The organism is Streptomyces sp. NPDC049627 (genome assembly GCF_044465645.1).
Classification (GTDB): domain Bacteria; phylum Actinomycetota; class Actinomycetes; order Streptomycetales; family Streptomycetaceae; genus Streptomyces.
In genome coordinates this window covers 47,338-63,115 of the sequence record NZ_JBITLW010000005.1, presented here as the reverse complement: position 1 = coordinate 63,115, position 15,778 = coordinate 47,338, and the positions used below count along the sequence as shown (strand labels likewise).

15 protein-coding genes are annotated in these 15,778 nt (G+C 71.3%); 5 read left to right on the top strand and 10 right to left on the bottom strand.

Features of this window, described 5'->3' with window-relative positions; genetic code table 11:
• Window positions 1–112: 112 nt before the first annotated feature.
• Entirely contained in the window at window positions 113–1,750 is a 1,638-nt protein-coding gene (locus tag ACIBU0_RS14740; protein WP_398817081.1) for an alpha/beta fold hydrolase, read from the bottom strand.
• 271 nt (window positions 1,751–2,021) lie between these two features.
• Here ACIBU0_RS14740 and ACIBU0_RS14735 point away from each other — a divergent pair, with 271 nt between their 5' ends.
• On the top strand, window positions 2,022–2,309 hold the full coding sequence (locus ACIBU0_RS14735) for a hypothetical protein (RefSeq protein ID WP_398817078.1): 288 nt from the start codon (window positions 2,022–2,024) through the stop codon (window positions 2,307–2,309).
• A gap of 34 nt (window positions 2,310–2,343) precedes the next feature.
• Here ACIBU0_RS14735 and ACIBU0_RS14730 read toward each other — a convergent pair whose 3' ends face one another.
• The 4 genes from ACIBU0_RS14730 to glnA form a co-directional block, all read right to left on the bottom strand.
• On the bottom strand, window positions 2,344–2,928 hold the full coding sequence (locus ACIBU0_RS14730; RefSeq protein ID WP_398817075.1) for a hypothetical protein: 585 nt from the start codon (window positions 2,926–2,928) through the stop codon (window positions 2,344–2,346).
• Window positions 2,929–2,930: 2 nt separating this feature from the next.
• Window positions 2,931–3,848, bottom strand: a complete 918-nt coding sequence (htpX, locus tag ACIBU0_RS14725) for a zinc metalloprotease HtpX (RefSeq protein ID WP_398817072.1) — start codon at window positions 3,846–3,848, stop codon at window positions 2,931–2,933.
• Between the two features lie 145 nt (window positions 3,849–3,993).
• A complete protein-coding gene (locus ACIBU0_RS14720; RefSeq protein ID WP_398817069.1) occupies window positions 3,994–4,260 on the bottom strand; it encodes a hypothetical protein in 267 nt (88 codons plus the stop codon).
• Between the two features lie 120 nt (window positions 4,261–4,380).
• Window positions 4,381–5,790: a type I glutamate--ammonia ligase gene (gene glnA, locus ACIBU0_RS14715; protein WP_398817066.1), complete on the bottom strand. Its 1,410-nt coding sequence runs from the start codon at window positions 5,788–5,790 to the stop codon at window positions 4,381–4,383.
• Between the two features lie 200 nt (window positions 5,791–5,990).
• Here glnA and ACIBU0_RS14710 point away from each other — a divergent pair, with 200 nt between their 5' ends.
• From ACIBU0_RS14710 to ACIBU0_RS14700, 3 genes are all read left to right on the top strand, one after another.
• Window positions 5,991–6,458: an RDD family protein gene (locus ACIBU0_RS14710; RefSeq protein ID WP_398817063.1), complete on the top strand. Its 468-nt coding sequence runs from the start codon at window positions 5,991–5,993 to the stop codon at window positions 6,456–6,458.
• Between the two features lie 84 nt (window positions 6,459–6,542).
• Entirely contained in the window at window positions 6,543–7,079 is a 537-nt protein-coding gene (locus tag ACIBU0_RS14705) for a hypothetical protein (protein WP_398817060.1), read from the top strand.
• A gap of 19 nt (window positions 7,080–7,098) precedes the next feature.
• Complete coding sequence (locus ACIBU0_RS14700; RefSeq protein ID WP_398817057.1) at window positions 7,099–9,114, top strand: M56 family metallopeptidase; 2,016 nt, start codon at window positions 7,099–7,101, stop codon at window positions 9,112–9,114.
• A gap of 63 nt (window positions 9,115–9,177) precedes the next feature.
• Here ACIBU0_RS14700 and ACIBU0_RS14695 read toward each other — a convergent pair whose 3' ends face one another.
• The 4 genes from ACIBU0_RS14695 to lipB form a co-directional block, all read right to left on the bottom strand.
• Window positions 9,178–9,879, bottom strand: coding sequence for a DUF4191 domain-containing protein (locus ACIBU0_RS14695; RefSeq protein WP_398817054.1), 702 nt, complete (start codon window positions 9,877–9,879; stop codon window positions 9,178–9,180).
• 46 nt (window positions 9,880–9,925) lie between these two features.
• Complete coding sequence (locus ACIBU0_RS14690; protein ID WP_398817051.1) at window positions 9,926–10,126, bottom strand: hypothetical protein; 201 nt, start codon at window positions 10,124–10,126, stop codon at window positions 9,926–9,928.
• 279 nt (window positions 10,127–10,405) lie between these two features.
• The gene (gene lipA, locus ACIBU0_RS14685) at window positions 10,406–11,371 is read right to left on the bottom strand and encodes a lipoyl synthase (protein ID WP_398817048.1); all 966 of its coding nucleotides are present in this window, start codon (window positions 11,369–11,371) and stop codon (window positions 10,406–10,408) included.
• 314 nt (window positions 11,372–11,685) lie between these two features.
• Window positions 11,686–12,486: a lipoyl(octanoyl) transferase LipB gene (gene lipB / locus ACIBU0_RS14680; RefSeq protein WP_398817045.1), complete on the bottom strand. Its 801-nt coding sequence runs from the start codon at window positions 12,484–12,486 to the stop codon at window positions 11,686–11,688.
• Between the two features lie 279 nt (window positions 12,487–12,765).
• Between lipB and ACIBU0_RS14675 the strand changes: the two genes are divergently transcribed.
• Window positions 12,766–14,199, top strand: coding sequence for a regulator (locus ACIBU0_RS14675; RefSeq protein ID WP_398817042.1), 1,434 nt, complete (start codon window positions 12,766–12,768; stop codon window positions 14,197–14,199).
• 103 nt (window positions 14,200–14,302) lie between these two features.
• Here the strand turns inward: ACIBU0_RS14675 and ACIBU0_RS14670 are convergent, their stop codons facing one another.
• A complete protein-coding gene (locus ACIBU0_RS14670; RefSeq protein ID WP_398817039.1) occupies window positions 14,303–15,685 on the bottom strand; it encodes an NAD(P)/FAD-dependent oxidoreductase in 1,383 nt (460 codons plus the stop codon).
• Between the last annotated feature and the right edge of the window lie 93 nt (window positions 15,686–15,778).

Genomic DNA, 15,778 nt, shown 5'->3' with positions numbered 1-15,778 from the left:
GGTGGCGGCGTCGGTTGCACGGATCCGGTGGCCACGGGGGTACCGCTCCGCGGGCCTGGCCGGCCATGCGGCTCGCGGGGCCTCGGCCGCCGTGCCGGGCTCCCGGGCCCCGTCAGCCGTACCGCTCCAGCAACCCGCCCACATACGTAGTCAGCCGCTCGCCCAGCACCTGTGGCGTCAGGTCCGTCCGTCCCAGCTCACGCCACGGGCCGGCGAGCTTCTCCGCGTCGGGGGAGTAGGCGAGGGCGTCGAGCAGCCGCCAGTACAGGTGGTCGCCGGCGGCGGCGAGGCGGCGTCCGCCGTGTGCCTCGTACCGGTCCCGGAAGGCGAGCCCGTGCTCCGGGCCGTGCAGCAGGGCCAGCGCCGTGGAGCAGTGGGCGACGTCGAGGTCGGCCGGACCCCACGAGGTCTCCACCCAGTCGACGACACCGCTGATCCGCAGCTCCGCGCCCGCGCCGCCGAACATCACGTTCCCCGGGTGGTAGTCCCGGTGGAGGAAGCAGCCCTCGTAGGCGGGGGGCTCGGCGCGGATCACGTCCACGGCCCGTTCCCAGAGCGCGCCGCCCGGCGTCCGCACCCGGTCGGGGGACGTCCACGCCTGGTACGTCCGCGGGCGCTCCTCCGGTACGACCCGGTGGATCCAGGCGAGTTGGGCCGCGAGCAGGTCCAGGCGACGGTCCAGGTCCTCCTCGTCGACCCGCACCCGGCCCGGCAGCAGGGACATCAGCAGCGACGGGTGGTCGCAGTGCTCGGCGGTGGCGTCCACGGCGATCAACCGGGGTGCGGGGATGTGCTCGTGGGAGGCGAGCAGCGTGTGGATCGACGCCTCACGGGCCAGCAGGCCGGGGGCGTGTCCGCGGAAGAAGGGCTTCACGAACGTGCGCAGCGCGAGCTCCGTGCCGTCGTCGAGGGTGAGCCGCCGCATCTGCGAGCTCCACCCGCCCTTCGCGAACGCGGTGCGCACGACGGTCCGTCCCTCGGGCAGCTGCTTGGCCAGCCACGACCGGGTCGCCGTCCACCCCCGGTCGCCCGGGCCGGTCAGCACCGCGGTCACGAACGCCCGCCGGTCCTCGGCGTGTTCCTGGAACCACAGCCCCAGCATGTGCTCCGCCTCCGGTACGTCGAAGCGACCGAACTGCGCGCGGGCGGCCAGCGCGTCCTGCACCGCCTCCGTCACGGCCGGCGGGATGACCGCGTCCGTCCCCGGCACGGCGAGCACCGCCCGCCCCTCGTACGCGCGCAGGACGTCCAGCGCGGGTGCCGCACGCCAGCTGTCCTGCCGACGGATGATCTCGCTGAACCGGCCGTCCCCGTCACCGAAGGGGACGTCCCAGGCCTCCTCCGCGTAGACGGCCGGCGCACACAGGCCCACCGCCGCCACGCGTTCCCCGTAATGCCCGACGAGGTCCGCCACCGTCTGCCCGCTCATGCTGAAGCCGACCAGAATCAGCGGACCGCCGTCCGGCACCTGTGCGTCGATGACGGCGACGGCCTGCTCGAGGCGCCGACGCAGGCTCAACTCCCGCAACTCACCGGTGCTTTCGCCGTGCCCCGAGAAGTCGAAGGCCAGCCCGCGGCAGCCGTGCGCCACGAACTCCTCGACCAGGGGCACCAACCGCTCCTTGCTGCCGTTGCCCGCGCCGTGCAGCAGCACGGCGGTGGCCGATTCCGGGCCGCCGCCGGCATCGCCGTACACACCGCTGAGCAGTTCACCGTCGCAGGCGTATGTGAAAGAGGAGAGCTCGGTCATGTGCCTCATTCACGCACACAACTCGGGCCCCGGGAAAAGGAGATGCACGCCGAGTGACCGGCTCCCTACCCTGGACACGCGTAACGGAGCAGTTCACGCCGCTTCCCGCAGGGCAGGCGTCACCCTGCGGACTCGGGGCTACTCTCTACGCACCGACGGACGGTCGCCCATCCCCCAGCGCCCCGCCGGCACACCGATCACCGCTCATCGATCACCGCTCATCGATCACCACTCGAGATCCAGAAACAACCCACGCTCACGGAGGCCCGTGATGGGCACCATCGTCATGTCCGGGACTGTCGTCCTGGTGATACTGGGATTCGGAAACCACCTCTACTGGCTGGCCGCCGTCGCCGTGCTGTTCCTGTACCTGCAGTACGGCCGGGACTCCTCCGCGTCGGGCGGCGGGGCCGGGGGAGGGTCCTCGTCGGGAGGGCCCATGCCCGCGGACTACCGCGCCTACCGCGACCGCCGTGACATGCAGGCCAAGTGGGAGCGCCGCTACCGCCGCGAGCGTCCCCTGGAGGCGCGTCGTCAGGAGGGCGAGAAGAGCAAGTGAGACCAGCCCCGCCGGTAGCCCGGGGTGTCTCCGGTCACAGGCCGGGGGCACCCCAGACCGGGAACCAGCGGCTCAGGTCCTGCTCGATCCGCAGGTCGTCGATGAGGGCGGCCTTCACCCGCAGTTCCAGCGCGTTGTCGCGCCGTTCCGCCCGGCCGGGCACGGGCACGAAGGGGTAGAAGGTGCCGCGTTTGTAGAGGTAGACGAGGGCGAGCCGGCTGCCCCCGTCGTCCTCGAAGCCGGCCAGGGAGCAGAGAAGCTGCGGGCCGAAGCCGTTGACCTCCATCGCGCTGTTCACCGCGTGCAGGTCGTTGACCAGTTCCGGAAGCTGCTCGGGTGTGCGCCGGGAGACCAGCCACGAGTAGCCGTAGCCGTCCCGGATCAGCTCCACCGGCCGGCCCTCGCGCTCGGCGTCCGCGTCGAGCAGCGCCTGGACCTCGCGGTGCGTCTGCTCGAAGGCCGCGCCCTCGACCGCGGCGAAGCACACCGCCCCGCTCCCGGTCGGCCGGAACCCGGCCGCCGCCTCCAGCGTCACCGCCGCCGACGGCAGGGCGAAGAGCTGGTCGAGGTCGGGCGCGACCGGTTTCGTACGGCCGAGCAGAATGTCCAGCAGCCCCATGCTCACGCCCCTCCGGGAGCCGTCGTCTCGCCCAACTCGGCCGAGATGCGCCCCAGTTGGTCGAGCCGCTGCTCCAGGCTCGGGTGGGTGGAGAAGAGCTGCGCGATGCTCGGCTCCCGGCCCAGTGCCGGAGTGAAGTAGAAGGCGTTGAAGGCCTGCGCGGTCCGCAGGTCCTTGGTCGGGATCCGGGCGATGTCGCCGGAGACCTTGGTCAGCGCCGAGGCCAGCACCGAGGGCCGCCCGGTGAGCAGCGCCGCGGCCCGGTCGGCCGCCAGCTCCCGGTACCGGGACAGGGCCCGGATCAGCAGGAAGCTGATCGCGTACACGGCCGCCGACACGCCCAGTACGGCGGCGAAGACGACCGCGGTGTTCTGGTCCCGGCGCCCGCCGCCGAACAGCTGCGAGTAGAAGGCGAACCGTACGATCAGCCCCGCGATCACGCCGAGGAACGAGGCCACCGTGATCACGGCGACGTCCTTGTGCGCCACATGGGACAGCTCGTGCGCGAGCACCCCCTCCAGCTCGTCCGGCTCCAGCCGGCGCAGCAGACCCGTGGTCACACAGACCACGGCATGATCGGGATTGCGCCCCGTGGCGAACGCGTTCGGCATGTCCATGGCCGACACGGCGACCACGGGCTTAGGCATGTCGGCGAGAGCGGACAACCGGTCGACGACCCCGTGCAGCTCGGGATACTCCTCCCGCTCCACGACCCGACCCCGCATCGCGAACAGCGCGACCCGGTCGGAGAACCAGTACTGGGCCCCCAGCAGACCCGCCGCCACGACCACGACCAGCACCCAGGACTTCAGCAGCACGATCAACGCGGCGACGAACCCCACGTACAACAAACCGAGGAGAAACAGCGTGACGCCCATGCGGGCGGTCAACCGCCGGTCACTCCTGAAGCGGCTCTGCATCTCGCATCACCCCGCGCACTCAGGCACTCGTCCCACTGCCCAGTGTGCACCCGGCGACGCCCATGAACGGGTCGTGATCGGCCCTAGGACCAGCAAAGGTCCCGGCTCAGTACGTGGTCCCAGTATGTGGTCCCGGGACGTGGTTTCAGTACGTACGGAAGTTGATGTACCCCAGCAGGACGATCACCCCGGCGACGCAGCCCAGGACGATCGCCGTGGACACCCAGCCCGAGCGGCGGTGCTGCCGCGCCACATGCTCGGGGTCGGCCCGGAACGGCACCGGACCGGGCGGGTTCTCCTTCCAGCGCGCGGCGAGCATACGGGCCCGGGCCGAGGGCTCCTTGTGCTCGGCCTGCTCCGCCCACCTGAGATCGAACTCGCGCTCCTGGTCGTCTTGTTCGTGCTCGGGCATCCCATCCACCCCCGTGTCGTGTCAGCGGCAGAAGAATAGAACATACGCCCGCGCCCCCGCTGTCGGTGCGACAGCGGGGGCGCGGGCGTATGCCTCGGTGCGGGACCGGTCAGGTGCCGATCACACGTCGAAGTAGAGCTCGAACTCGTGCGGGTGCGGACGCAGCTGCAGCGGCGCGATCTCGTTCGTGCGCTTGAAGTCGATCCACGTCTCGATCAGGTCCGGCGTGAAGACGTCGCCCTGGAGGAGGAACTCGTGGTCGGACTCGAGGGAGTCGAGGACGGCCGGGAGGGAGGTCGGGACCTGCGCGACGCCCGCGTGCTCCTCGGGAGCCAGCTCGTAGAGGTCCTTGTCGATCGGCTCGGCCGGCTCGATCTTGTTCTTGATGCCGTCCAGGCCCGCCAGCAGCAGGGCCGAGAAGGCCAGGTACGGGTTGCCGGAGGAGTCGGGCGCGCGGAACTCGACGCGCTTGGCCTTCGGGTTGGAGCCCGTGATCGGGATACGCATCGCGGCGGAGCGGTTGCGCTGCGAGTACACCAGGTTGATCGGGGCCTCGAAGCCCGGCACCAGACGGTGGTACGAGTTCACCGTCGGGTTGGTGAACGCGAGCAGCGACGGGGCGTGCTTGAGGATGCCGCCGATGTAGTAGCGGGCGGTGTCCGACAGGCCCGCGTAGCCGGCCTCGTCGTAGAACAGCGGCTGGCCGCCGGCCCACAGCGACTGGTGCACGTGCATGCCCGAGCCGTTGTCACCGAAGATCGGCTTCGGCATGAAGGTCGCGGTCTTGCCGTTGCGCCAGGCGACGTTCTTCACGATGTACTTGAAGAGCTGGAGGTCGTCGGCGGCGGCGAGCAGCGTGTTGAACTTGTAGTTGATCTCGGCCTGGCCGGCGGTGCCCACCTCGTGGTGCTGGCGCTCGACCTTCAGGCCGGCCTTGTCCAGCTCCAGGGAGATCTCGGCACGCAGGTCGGCGAAGTGGTCGACCGGCGGGACCGGGAAGTAACCGCCCTTGTAGCGGACCTTGTAACCACGGTTGTCCTCGAGGGCACCGGTGTTCCAGGCGCCGGCCTCGGAGTCGATGTGGTAGAAGGACTCGTTCGACGACGTGGCGAAACGCACGCTGTCGAAGACGTAGAACTCCGCCTCCGGACCGAAGTAGGCGGTGTCCGCGATACCGGTGGAGGCGAGGTAGGCCTCGGCCTTCTTCGCCACGTTGCGCGGGTCACGGGAGTACTGCTCGCCCGTGATCGGGTCGTGGATGAAGAAGTTGACGTTGAGGGTCTTGTCACGGCGGAACGGGTCGACCCGGGCGGTCGACAGGTCCGCGCGCAGCGCCATGTCGGACTCGTGAATGGCCTGGAAACCACGGATCGACGATCCGTCGAAGGCGAGCTCCTCGTCCGGGTCGAACGCCTCGACGGGCACCGTGAAGTGCTGCATGACGCCCGGCAGGTCGCAGAAGCGGACGTCGACGAACTTGACGTCCTCGTCCGCGATGAACTTCTTGGCCTCGTCGGCGTTCTGGAACATCCAGCTCCTCCTACTCCCGACCGTCCAGTGGCCGGGGTGGTAGTTCGTTCGTGCGGCCAGTGCGGTGGCACACGCTGACCTCGACCCTAGGGACGGGTGATTTCTCGGGCGTGACCCATTTGTTTCACACACGTTAACCGGACATCCCGTACCTCACCCCACCTGTCCACATCGCAAAACGGGCACAGTACCGTGGGCACGTGGACAAGAGGCAAGCAATCGGATCCTGGCTCTCGGGGCCCCGCGCGGCGGCCGAGGAAGCGGGTGTCGACTTTGGATACCGGGGTCAGCAGCTCGGTCTGCCGGAGGAGGGCCCGGGGTCGATCGCCCGCCCGGGACGGCGCCTCGGTGCCATCGCCGTCGACTGGGGGATCTGCCTCTTGATCGCATACGGTCTGATCACCGACGGCTACGGCCAGGCGACCAGCAACTGGGCCCTGCTCCTCTTCTTCGTGATGAGCGTCCTGACCGTCGGCACCGTCGGCTTCACTCCGGGTAAGCGCCTCTTCGGCCTGCGCGTGGTCGTCCTGGAGACCGGCACCGTGAACCCGCTGCGCGCCCTGCTGCGCACGGCCCTGCTGTGCCTCGCCGTCCCCGCCCTGATCTGGGACCGCGACGGCCGCGGCCTGCACGACCGGCTGGCGAAGACCGTCGAGGTACGGATCTGAACCGCCTGTGATCCTGGCCACGGGACGCCTCAACTCCGTGAAGAATCAACGGCGTTGAGCGGATCGTGGGTAGGGTGCTGCGGCATGAGCGCAACACGACGCGAGGTCGTGCGGGATGTCGTCGCCGACACGGCTCCGGGTGAGCTCGTTCTGCTCGACGGCATGAGGTCCCTGAGCGACCGGCACGTGACGGACGTGATGAAACGCCGGGGCAACCACCCGGACACCCTCGGCTTCGGAGTGACGGACGCCGTCGTGCTCGTCACCCCCGTCGTGTGGCTGGTGGTGGACGAGGTGGTCCGGCGCGGGATCGGCGCGGCCACGGACAGCGCGCTGGCCCGCCTCAGGGCACCGCTGCGCAGGCTGCTGCGCCGGTCCGCCGACGACGCGGAGACCGTGCCCCCGCTGACCGCGCCGCAGCTCGAGGCCGTCCACGCACGGGTGCTGGAGCTGGCGGACGACGCCGGGATGGAGCGGGGGACCGCACGGGGTCTCGCCGACGCGGTGGTGTCCCGGCTGGCACGCGAGGCCGGCGCCGCTCCGGCACGCGGCGAGGCCGACTCCGCCGCAGGGACGGACGAGCCGCCCGGCCCGGACGAGACGGCCCGCGCCGCACGCTGAACGCCGGAGCCGGACCACGATGAACAACGGGGAGAACCGGCGCACCGCCGGGAAGGGCACGACACGGCGCTTCCTGGTGCTGCTGTTCGTCCTGCTGTCCTCCTGCCTCACCATGCTGAACCGGGCGGCGCTGGCCCTGGAGTCCGAGTCCACCTTCCGCACCTGCGCCCGTGTGGCCGGGGCTGATCCCGACGCACCGGTGTGGCGGGTCACCCTCTCGATCTGGTTCGACGAGGACTTCGAGGACTGCCGGGTCCAGGCCGCCGCGGAGGCCCTGCGCCTGGCGCTGCTCGGGACGGGGGCCGTCGTCCTCGTCGCCCTCGTGGTCTACTGGCTGATCCCCGTCCGGCGCATACGCCGAGGCCGCCTGCTGCCGGCGGCCGACTTCGACGGACCCCCTGCCCCGGCGCAGAGCGGACCCCGTGAGTCCGACGCGATCCTGGCGCCCACCGAGGACGGATGGTTCGATCTGCGCACCCGGATGGAGCGGGTGGCGCGGGAGGCGGCCGCCTGGCGGCCCCGGCGCACCGAGAGGCCGGACGAGCCGCTGTCGCGGCATCTGGCCGCGCTGACCGAGCGGGCCGAGGTGACCCGCGCACCCCGCTTCATGGTCGACATGCGCCCGGCCAAGGCCTCCACCGCCGTCGCCTTCGGCCGGGCCGGCCGCTACCTCGTGGCCCTCCCGGCGGCCCTGCTCAAGGACCGCACCCACAACCCGCGCACCCTCGAAGCCGTGGTCCTGCACGAGCTGGCCCACATCCGCAACCGCGACGTGGACATCACCTACCTCACCGTCGCCCTGTGGCGGACCTACTGCGTCCTGGTGCTCCTTCCCTACGCCGTGCTCCAGGGCTGGCTGGTCCTCCAGGCGACCGCGCTCGGACGGGACCGCGTCTACTGGGCCGACGCCACACCCTGGCTCGGCGAGGTGCTGTTCGCCGCCTTCCTGGTGGCCCAGGTGCAGCTGAGCCGCGCCGACGTGCTGCGCAGCCGCGAGCTCTGCGCCGACCTGGACGCCGTCGCCTCCGGCGCCGACCCGGCCGTATGGGAGGAGCACGCGAGGGCCCGGCAGACGGGGCGGCTGCCGGGGTGGGCGGCGTCCGCTGTCGACTGGTTCACGGGGCTGTGGCGGACCCACCCCGACTGGGCGCACCGGCACACCACGGTGACCCGGTCCGCCCCGAGCGACCCGGGCGGCAGCTGGCTGCAGGCGGTCCTCTTCTTCACCTCGCTCGCCGTTCTGCTCCGCGTGCCGATCGCCGAGTCGCGGTCCTGGGCGGAGGAACTGCTGCACGCCGCGATCTACGTGGCCGTACCGCTGCTGGTGGCGACCTGGTTCGCGGTACGGCCGCCCAAGGCCGGCACCAGGGACCGCACCGGAGGCTGGGCCGGAGGCGTCCCGAAGAAGCCGAAACCCGCCAGGCAGCCGCGTCCCCGCAGGACCGCGGTCCTCCTGGCGCTCTCCATCGGCGCCCTCCTCGTCCTGGACCCGCTGTCGGCGGACCCGCCCGCCGGGTCCGCCGACAGCCTGTCCCGCACGCTGGACCGCTTCGAGGAGCTGCCGAGCGAGTACCGGCCCGAGCGCATGCCCTCGCCGGACGGAGAGACCGGCGCACGGGTGACCGCCTGGGCCGAGGGAGGCGGCCGGGACGCCGTCACCGGGCTCATACGGGCCCTCGCCCTGAGGCCGTCCGGTGTGGAGGACATGGCGGACAATGGCCCGGACCGGTACGAGCCCTCCGTGCCCGACGGCTACTGTGCGGCCGTACGCAAGGCCCTGTCGGCCGCCGAGGCGCAGCCGCGGTACCCGGAACCCCAGGGCAGGGAGAGCTGGGAGACCGCCCTGAAGAACGCCCGCGGCGGCAGCGGCATCCTGTGCGCACCCGATGTGGCCGAGGCCGAGCCGGAACGGCTCTTCGCCCTGGAGATGCAGCTCCTCACGGCCAAGACGGCGCTGGAGACCCTCATCCTGAAGCTGGCGCACTTCACGGGGGACCCTCCGCCGACCGACCTGCCCGCGCCCTCCACGTTGTAGCCGACGAACGCCGAAGGGCCGCCGCGGGAATTCCGCGGCGGCCCTTCACTGAACCGGGGTCGGCTAGCGCGCCTTCGGCCCGCCCTTCGGCAGCTTCATGCCCTTGGGCATCGGACCCTTGGGCAACGGCATGTTGCTCATCAGGTCACCCATGGCCCGCAGCCGGTCGTTGGTGGCGGTCACCTGGGGGCCGGTCAGCACGCGCGGCAGCTTCAGCATGGTGGTCCGCAGCTTCTTCAGCTCGACCTGCCCCTCGCCCGTGCCGACGATCAGGTCGTGCACCGGCACGTCCGCGACGATGCGGTTCATCTTCTTCTTCTCGGCGGCCAGCAGGCCCTTCACGCGGTTCGGGTTGCCCTCGGCGACCAGCACGATGCCGGCCTTGCCGACGGCCCGGTGGACCACGTCCTGGCTGCGGTTCATCGCCACCGCGGGGGTCGTCGTCCACCCCCGGCCGACATTGTCGAGCACGGCCGCGGCGGCGCCCGGCTGGCCCTCCATCTGCCCGAAGGCGGCCCGCTCGGCCCGGCGCCCGAACACGATCGCCGTCGCGAGGAAGGCGAGCAGGAGGCCCAGGATGCCGAGATAGATGGGGTGACCGATCAAGAAACCGATCGCGAGGAAGACACCGAAGGTGACGATTCCGACAGCCGCGAGTACAAGACCGATCTTCTTGTCGGCCTTGCGGGTCATCTTGTAGGTCAGAGCGATCTGCTTGAGTCGCCCGGGGTTCGCAGCGTCCGCTGCCGTGTCCTTCCTCGCCATGCCACGAAGTCTACGTGGCCCCGGAGGCGCCGACGACGGCAGTGCCTCAAGGGCGGACGGAGGTGGCCTGCTCCAGGACGCGCTGCGCCTCGACCCGGTCCTTGGCGCGGCGGCGGTCCTCCAGCACGGAGGTCCAGGCGTTGCGGCGGGCGGTGCGCTGGCCGCTGCTCATGAGCAGGGACTCGACGGCACGGAGTGCAGTGGTGAAGGACGGGATGGCGGTGGCGCGAACCGGCGCGGCCTGCATGGTGGAGGTCCCCCCTCGGGATCGACGGCTTCGTGAGCGGTGCACGGGGTGTAAAACCAGGGTCACTGATTGGTGTTACCAGGGCGTGACCGACCGGTCAAACACCAATGAAGCCTTGATTCGTGGCGGAAAAACCTTGACGCGGCCCTGATGGCCTCCCCAGCTGCGGGGACGCCCCAGGACCGCGTCGATCGGCCGTTACTGGGCGGTAAGCGCTTGTGCTCAGATTCACACGGGTCCGGTGGCACTGCGTGCCACCGGAAGGTGTGCGCGGGAAAGTCAGACGGCCTGCGAGGCGACGTATGTGCCCCGCTTCTCGACCGCCATCCGGTACAGCCGGCCGGCACGGTAGGACGACCGGACGAGCGGCCCGGACATCACGCCGGAGAAGCCGATCTGCTCGGCCTCCTCCTTCAGCTCCACGAACTCCTGCGGCTTGACCCAGCGCTCCACGGGGTGGTGGCGGACGCTCGGGCGCAGGTACTGCGTGATGGTCACCAGCTCGCAGCCCGCGTCGTGCAGCTGCTTGAGCGCCTCGCTGACCTCCTCGCGGGTCTCGCCCATGCCGAGGATCAGGTTGGACTTGGTCACCAGGCCGAAGTCGCGGGCCTCGGTGATGACCTTCAGGGAGCGCTCGTAGCGGAAGCCGGGGCGGATGCGCTTGAAGATCCGCGGGACCGTCTCGACGTTGTGCGCGAAGACCTCGGGGCGGGACTCGAAGACCTCCCGCAGCAGCTCCGGTACGGCGTTGAAGTCCGGGGCGAGCAGCTCGACCTTGGTGCGTCCGGCCTCGCGCTCCGCCGTCTGCCGGTGGATCTGCCGCACGGTCTCGGCGTACAGCCAGGCGCCGCCGTCCTCCAGGTCGTCGCGGGCGACGCCGGTGATGGTGGCGTAGTTCAGGTCCATGGTGACCACGGACTCGCCGACGCGGCGCGGCTCGTCGCGGTCCAGGGCCTCGGGCTTGCCGGTGTCGATCTGGCAGAAGTCGCAGCGCCGGGTGCACTGGTCGCCGCCGATGAGGAAGGTCGCCTCGCGGTCCTCCCAGCACTCGTAGATGTTGGGGCAGCCGGCTTCCTGGCAGACCGTGTGCAGGCCCTCGCTCTTCACGAGGTTCTGCATCTTCGTGTACTCGGGGCCCATTTTCGCCCGGGTCTTGATCCACTCGGGCTTGCGCTCGATGGGGGTCTGGCTGTTGCGGACCTCCAGGCGCAGCATCTTGCGTCCGTCGGGTGAGACTGCGGACACGTCGGCTCCCTGTAGCTTCGATTCTTCGGCGTACACCAGGGTACGCCCGTGCGTTGTGCGCCCCCGGGCTGGGCAACCTTGCGGAACGCCGGTGCATTCCTGCGGGTCCGCCTGCGCGGGCCTCGCCTCGTCTCGCCCCCGCCGCCCCTACCCGTCCCGTCCTCCAGGGGCTCCGCCCCTTCGACCCCGGTCCCTGGGGGCTGCCGCCCCCAGACCCCCGCTTTCGGCCCCGAAAGGGCCTCGTCCTCAAACGCCGGACGGGCTGAAAGATGCCGGCCGGCGTTTGAGGAGCGGGGGCGCGAGACCGTGAGGAGTCAGGCAGCCGGCGTCTTCTCGATCTCCCGCGGCTTCAGGTCCGCGTTCTCCAGTACGTCCCGCAGATGCCGCTCGACGACCGGCAGTACCTCGTCGATCGTGACGTCTCGGCCGAGCTCGCCCGCGAGGGATGCGACACCCGCGTCGCGGATGCCGCACGGGATGATCTTGTCGAACCACTTGTTGTCCGGGTTCACGTTCAGCGAGAAGCCGTGCATCGTCACGCCCTTCGCGACCCGGATTCCGATCGCCGCGATCTTGCGGTCCTCGCGCCGCTGGCCGGCGTTGGAGGGCGCGTACTCGGGCCCGTTCAGGCGCGGGTCGAACTCCTCGTCGGTGAGGCGCGGGTCGAAGTCCAGGGACAGGCCGCCGAGCGCGGGACGCTGCTCGACCGGGTCACCCAGCACCCACACCCCGCTGCGGCCCTCCACGCGCGTGGTCTCCAGCCCGAACTCCGCGCAGGTGCGGATCAGGGCCTCCTCCAGGCGCCGTACGTGCGCCACGACGTCCACCGGACGCGGCAGCTTCTGGATGGGGTAGCCCACCAGCTGGCCCGGGCCGTGCCAGGTGATCTTGCCACCGCGGTCCACGTCGACGACCGGCGTGCCGTCCAGGGGCCGCTCGTTGTCCGCCGTGCGCCGGCCCGCCGTGTACACCGGAGGGTGTTCGAGCAGCAGAACCGTGTCGGGGACCTCGTCCTCGAACCGCGCCGCGTGCACCCGGCGCTGCTCGTCCCACGCCTCCTGGTACTCGACGGCGTCCGCGCCGAATCCCATGCGGACGAACCGCAACTCACTCACGGCAAGCCTCCTTGGAAGCTCTGGAAAGTCGTAAGGCACAAAGCGTGCCTACGCCACTGTACGACCGGCTCGTTCGGGTGACGCCTCCCGGCCCCGCGTCAGCCCGATACGGCAATCCTCACACGATCGGATGAATGGGTGGGGAAATGTGCGATCGGCTGCTTACTCTCCGCTACATTCGCGCCGTTCGAGAGGCCAAAAGGGCAGCTCACCGGCAATCCGGGCACTCGGCGGCCGAACTCGCCCGCGAGGCCCGAAAGGCAGGAGACCGCACCGCAGATGACGGAACGACCCGCGCAGCGCACTCCCAACCGCCAGCTCGCCGCGCTCATCGCAGAAGCGGGATTCTCCAACGCGGGTCTCGCCCGCCGGGTGGACCAGCTCGGCCTCGAACACGGGCTTGATCTCAGATACGACAAGACATCCGTGACCCGGTGGTTGCGCGGGCAGCAACCCCGCGGCACCACCCCCGCCCTCATCGCCGAGGTCTTCACCCGACGCCTCGGCCGCCGGCTCAGCGCCCAGGACCTCGGCCTCGACGCCTGCGCACCCGTGTACGCGGGCCTGGAGTTCGCCTCGACGCCCGAGGAGGCCGTCGACATCGTCAGCGGGCTGTGGCGCAAGGACTCCGGCAGCCATGCCGAGCTCCGCAAGATCGCCTTCACCCCGGCCGGCCTCGTCGTGCCCAGCCGGGACTGGCTGATCGGCCGCGCCGACGAGAAGGTGGCCCGCGGCGAGCCCGTCGCCCGCATCCCCGCCCAGGGCCGCGCCGCCGTACCCCGCCAGCGCGGCCAGGCCGAGCGCGGTCCCGGCCAGAAGGTCACCGGTGGCGACATCGCCGCGCTGCGCTCGGTCGGCGAGCTCTTCCGCTCCCTCGACGACATGTACGGCGGCGGCCACGCCCGGCAGGCCCTCGTGCGGTACCTGGAGCACGAGTGCGAGCCGATGCTGCGCGGCACCTACGGCGAGCAGACCGGCCGCAAGCTGTTCGCGGCCGCCGCGGACCTGACCAGACTCGCCGGCTGGACCTCGTACGACATCGCGGCGCACGGCCTCGCCCAGCGCTACTTCGTGCAGTCGCTGCGGCTCGCGCAGGCGGCCGGGGACCGGGCGTACGGCTCCTACGTCCTGGTCACGATGAGCCGCCAGGCCGTCTACCTCGGCCACGGCCGCGAGGCCGTCCAGCTCGCGCGGGTGGCCCAGCAGGGGGTCGGCACCAGCGCACCGCCGGTCGTCCAAGCCCTGCTGCACGCGTGCGAGGCGCGCGGGCACGGCGTACTGGGCGAGGTGCGCGCCTGCACGGCGTCCCTGGTGCGGGCCGAGCGCGCCCTGGAGGCCGCCCGGCCCGGTGACGACGTGCCGTACTGGGCGCGGTTCTTCGACGAGGCGCAGCTCGCCGACGAGTTCGGGCACTGTCACCGGGATCTGCAGCAGTTCCGGGCGGCGGCGCAGCATGCGGAGCGGGCGCTGCAGTTGCGCTCCGCTGCGTTCGCCCGTAGTCGGCTGTTCTGCCGGGTTGTCCTTGCCTCGGCGCGGCTCGGGCTGGGCGAGCTCGATCAGGCCTGTGCGCTGGGGGCCGAAGCCGCCGGGCAGGCTGCGGAGATGCGGTCCGTGCGGGCGGTCGAGTACGTCAAGGACTTCGAGCGGAGGTTGGAGCCGTATCGGGATGCGGCGCCTGTGCGGGGGTATCGGGACAAGGTTGCGGCGTTGTAGGGGTCTCGCCGTAACTTCGACCGTTGTGTCCCATGTGCGGCCTTGTTGTGGTTGCTCGCGCAGTTCCCCGCGCCCCTTACGGGGCGCGGGTGCCCTGCGCCCTTTATGCCGCCGCCCTTAACGGTTCCGCCCTGTGCAGGGACCCCGCCGTCCCCAGGTCCGTCAGGATCGCCGTCGCGGCTCGGTGGGCCGAGTGGAGGGCGCCCTGGACCGTGCTGGTGTCCCGGTGGTCGCCGCAGACGTACAGGCCCGCCAGCAGGCGTACTGGACGTCGTAGGTCGTGCGGTGGGCGCATCGCGGGGACGGCCTCGGGGGTGTGGTGGACGGCGAGTGTCTCCCAGCGGGTCGTGGAGGTGCCGTAGAGGCGGGACAGGTGCATGCGGACGGCCGTGTCGATGTCGGGCGGCGGGGTGCCCAGGACCGTGGAGGAGATGAGCGCCCGGCCCGCGGGCGCGCGGCTCGGGTCGACCTGGCTGGTGACCGCCGTGTGTGCGACCGGGCCGCCGCGGTCGGCGTCGAGCAGCAGGGAGGCGCCGGTCGGCGGCGGGTCGTCCGCCGTGTGGTGGACGACCGTCACCGGGTGGAAGTCCGGTACCCGCAGGCCCGGCAGCAGCTCGGCGGCGGTGCGTGCGTCCGTCGCCAGGAGGACGGCCCGGCACCGTATCTCGCCGTGCTCCGCCGTGGTCACCGCGGTGGTGGCGACCGAAGTGACCCGCACGCCGGTGTGCACGGTGCCCGGCGGAAGCGCCCGCGCGAGCAGTTCCGGCAGCGCCTCGGCGCCGCCCTCGGGCACGCACAGCCGGCCGCTCGCGAAGGCGCGCAGGGCGAGGTCGGCGCACCGGCTGGACGTCGTCAGCTCCGGGTCGCACAGCAGGGCGGCGAGCAGCGGCCGCAGGAAGCCGTCGATCGTGCGCGCGGGGACGCCACGCGCCGCGAGGGCCTGCGCCGCGGGCAACTCGGGGCGGGCCAGCAGCCGTTCGACGGGCGCGGACGCGAGGCGGGCGAGCGCGGCGCCGAGCCGCGCCTGGTCGACGGCCGTGCCGAGCGGAGCGCCCGCGCGCACCCTCGGTATGGGGGTCTGTCCCGGAACCGCCCGCACGGACGCCGCCCGCGGGGCGCTCGCCAGGGCGCGTACGGCATGTAGTGCGCCCCTCGCGCGCCTTGTGCTGGTGGGGTTCGCCACCGCGCCCGCGCGATGCCGGCGTCCGTCGCTGTGCAGCAGGACGCCGGGCGCGAAGGGGCGCAGGGCGAGGGCGTCGAGGCCGGGTGTCAGACGTAGTTCGGGATACGACGTCGACAGGAGTTGCCCGATCCGGTCGAGCCGGAAACCGTCGACCTTCTCGGTCGACATGCGGCCGCCCACACAGGGAGCGGCCTCCAGTACCGCGGTCGTTACTCCTGCGCTGGTCAGCCGATGAGCCGCGGAGAGTCCGGCGACCCCGGCTCCCACGATGACGACGTCCGCCTGGTACGCGGGCTCAAGCACGTGCCCCTCCTCGAGGTTGCGCGGCCGGTGGAGACGTCATGCCCCCAACAGGCTCCGGGGATACCCGAGTTCGGCACGAGGTTAGAGCCGTGA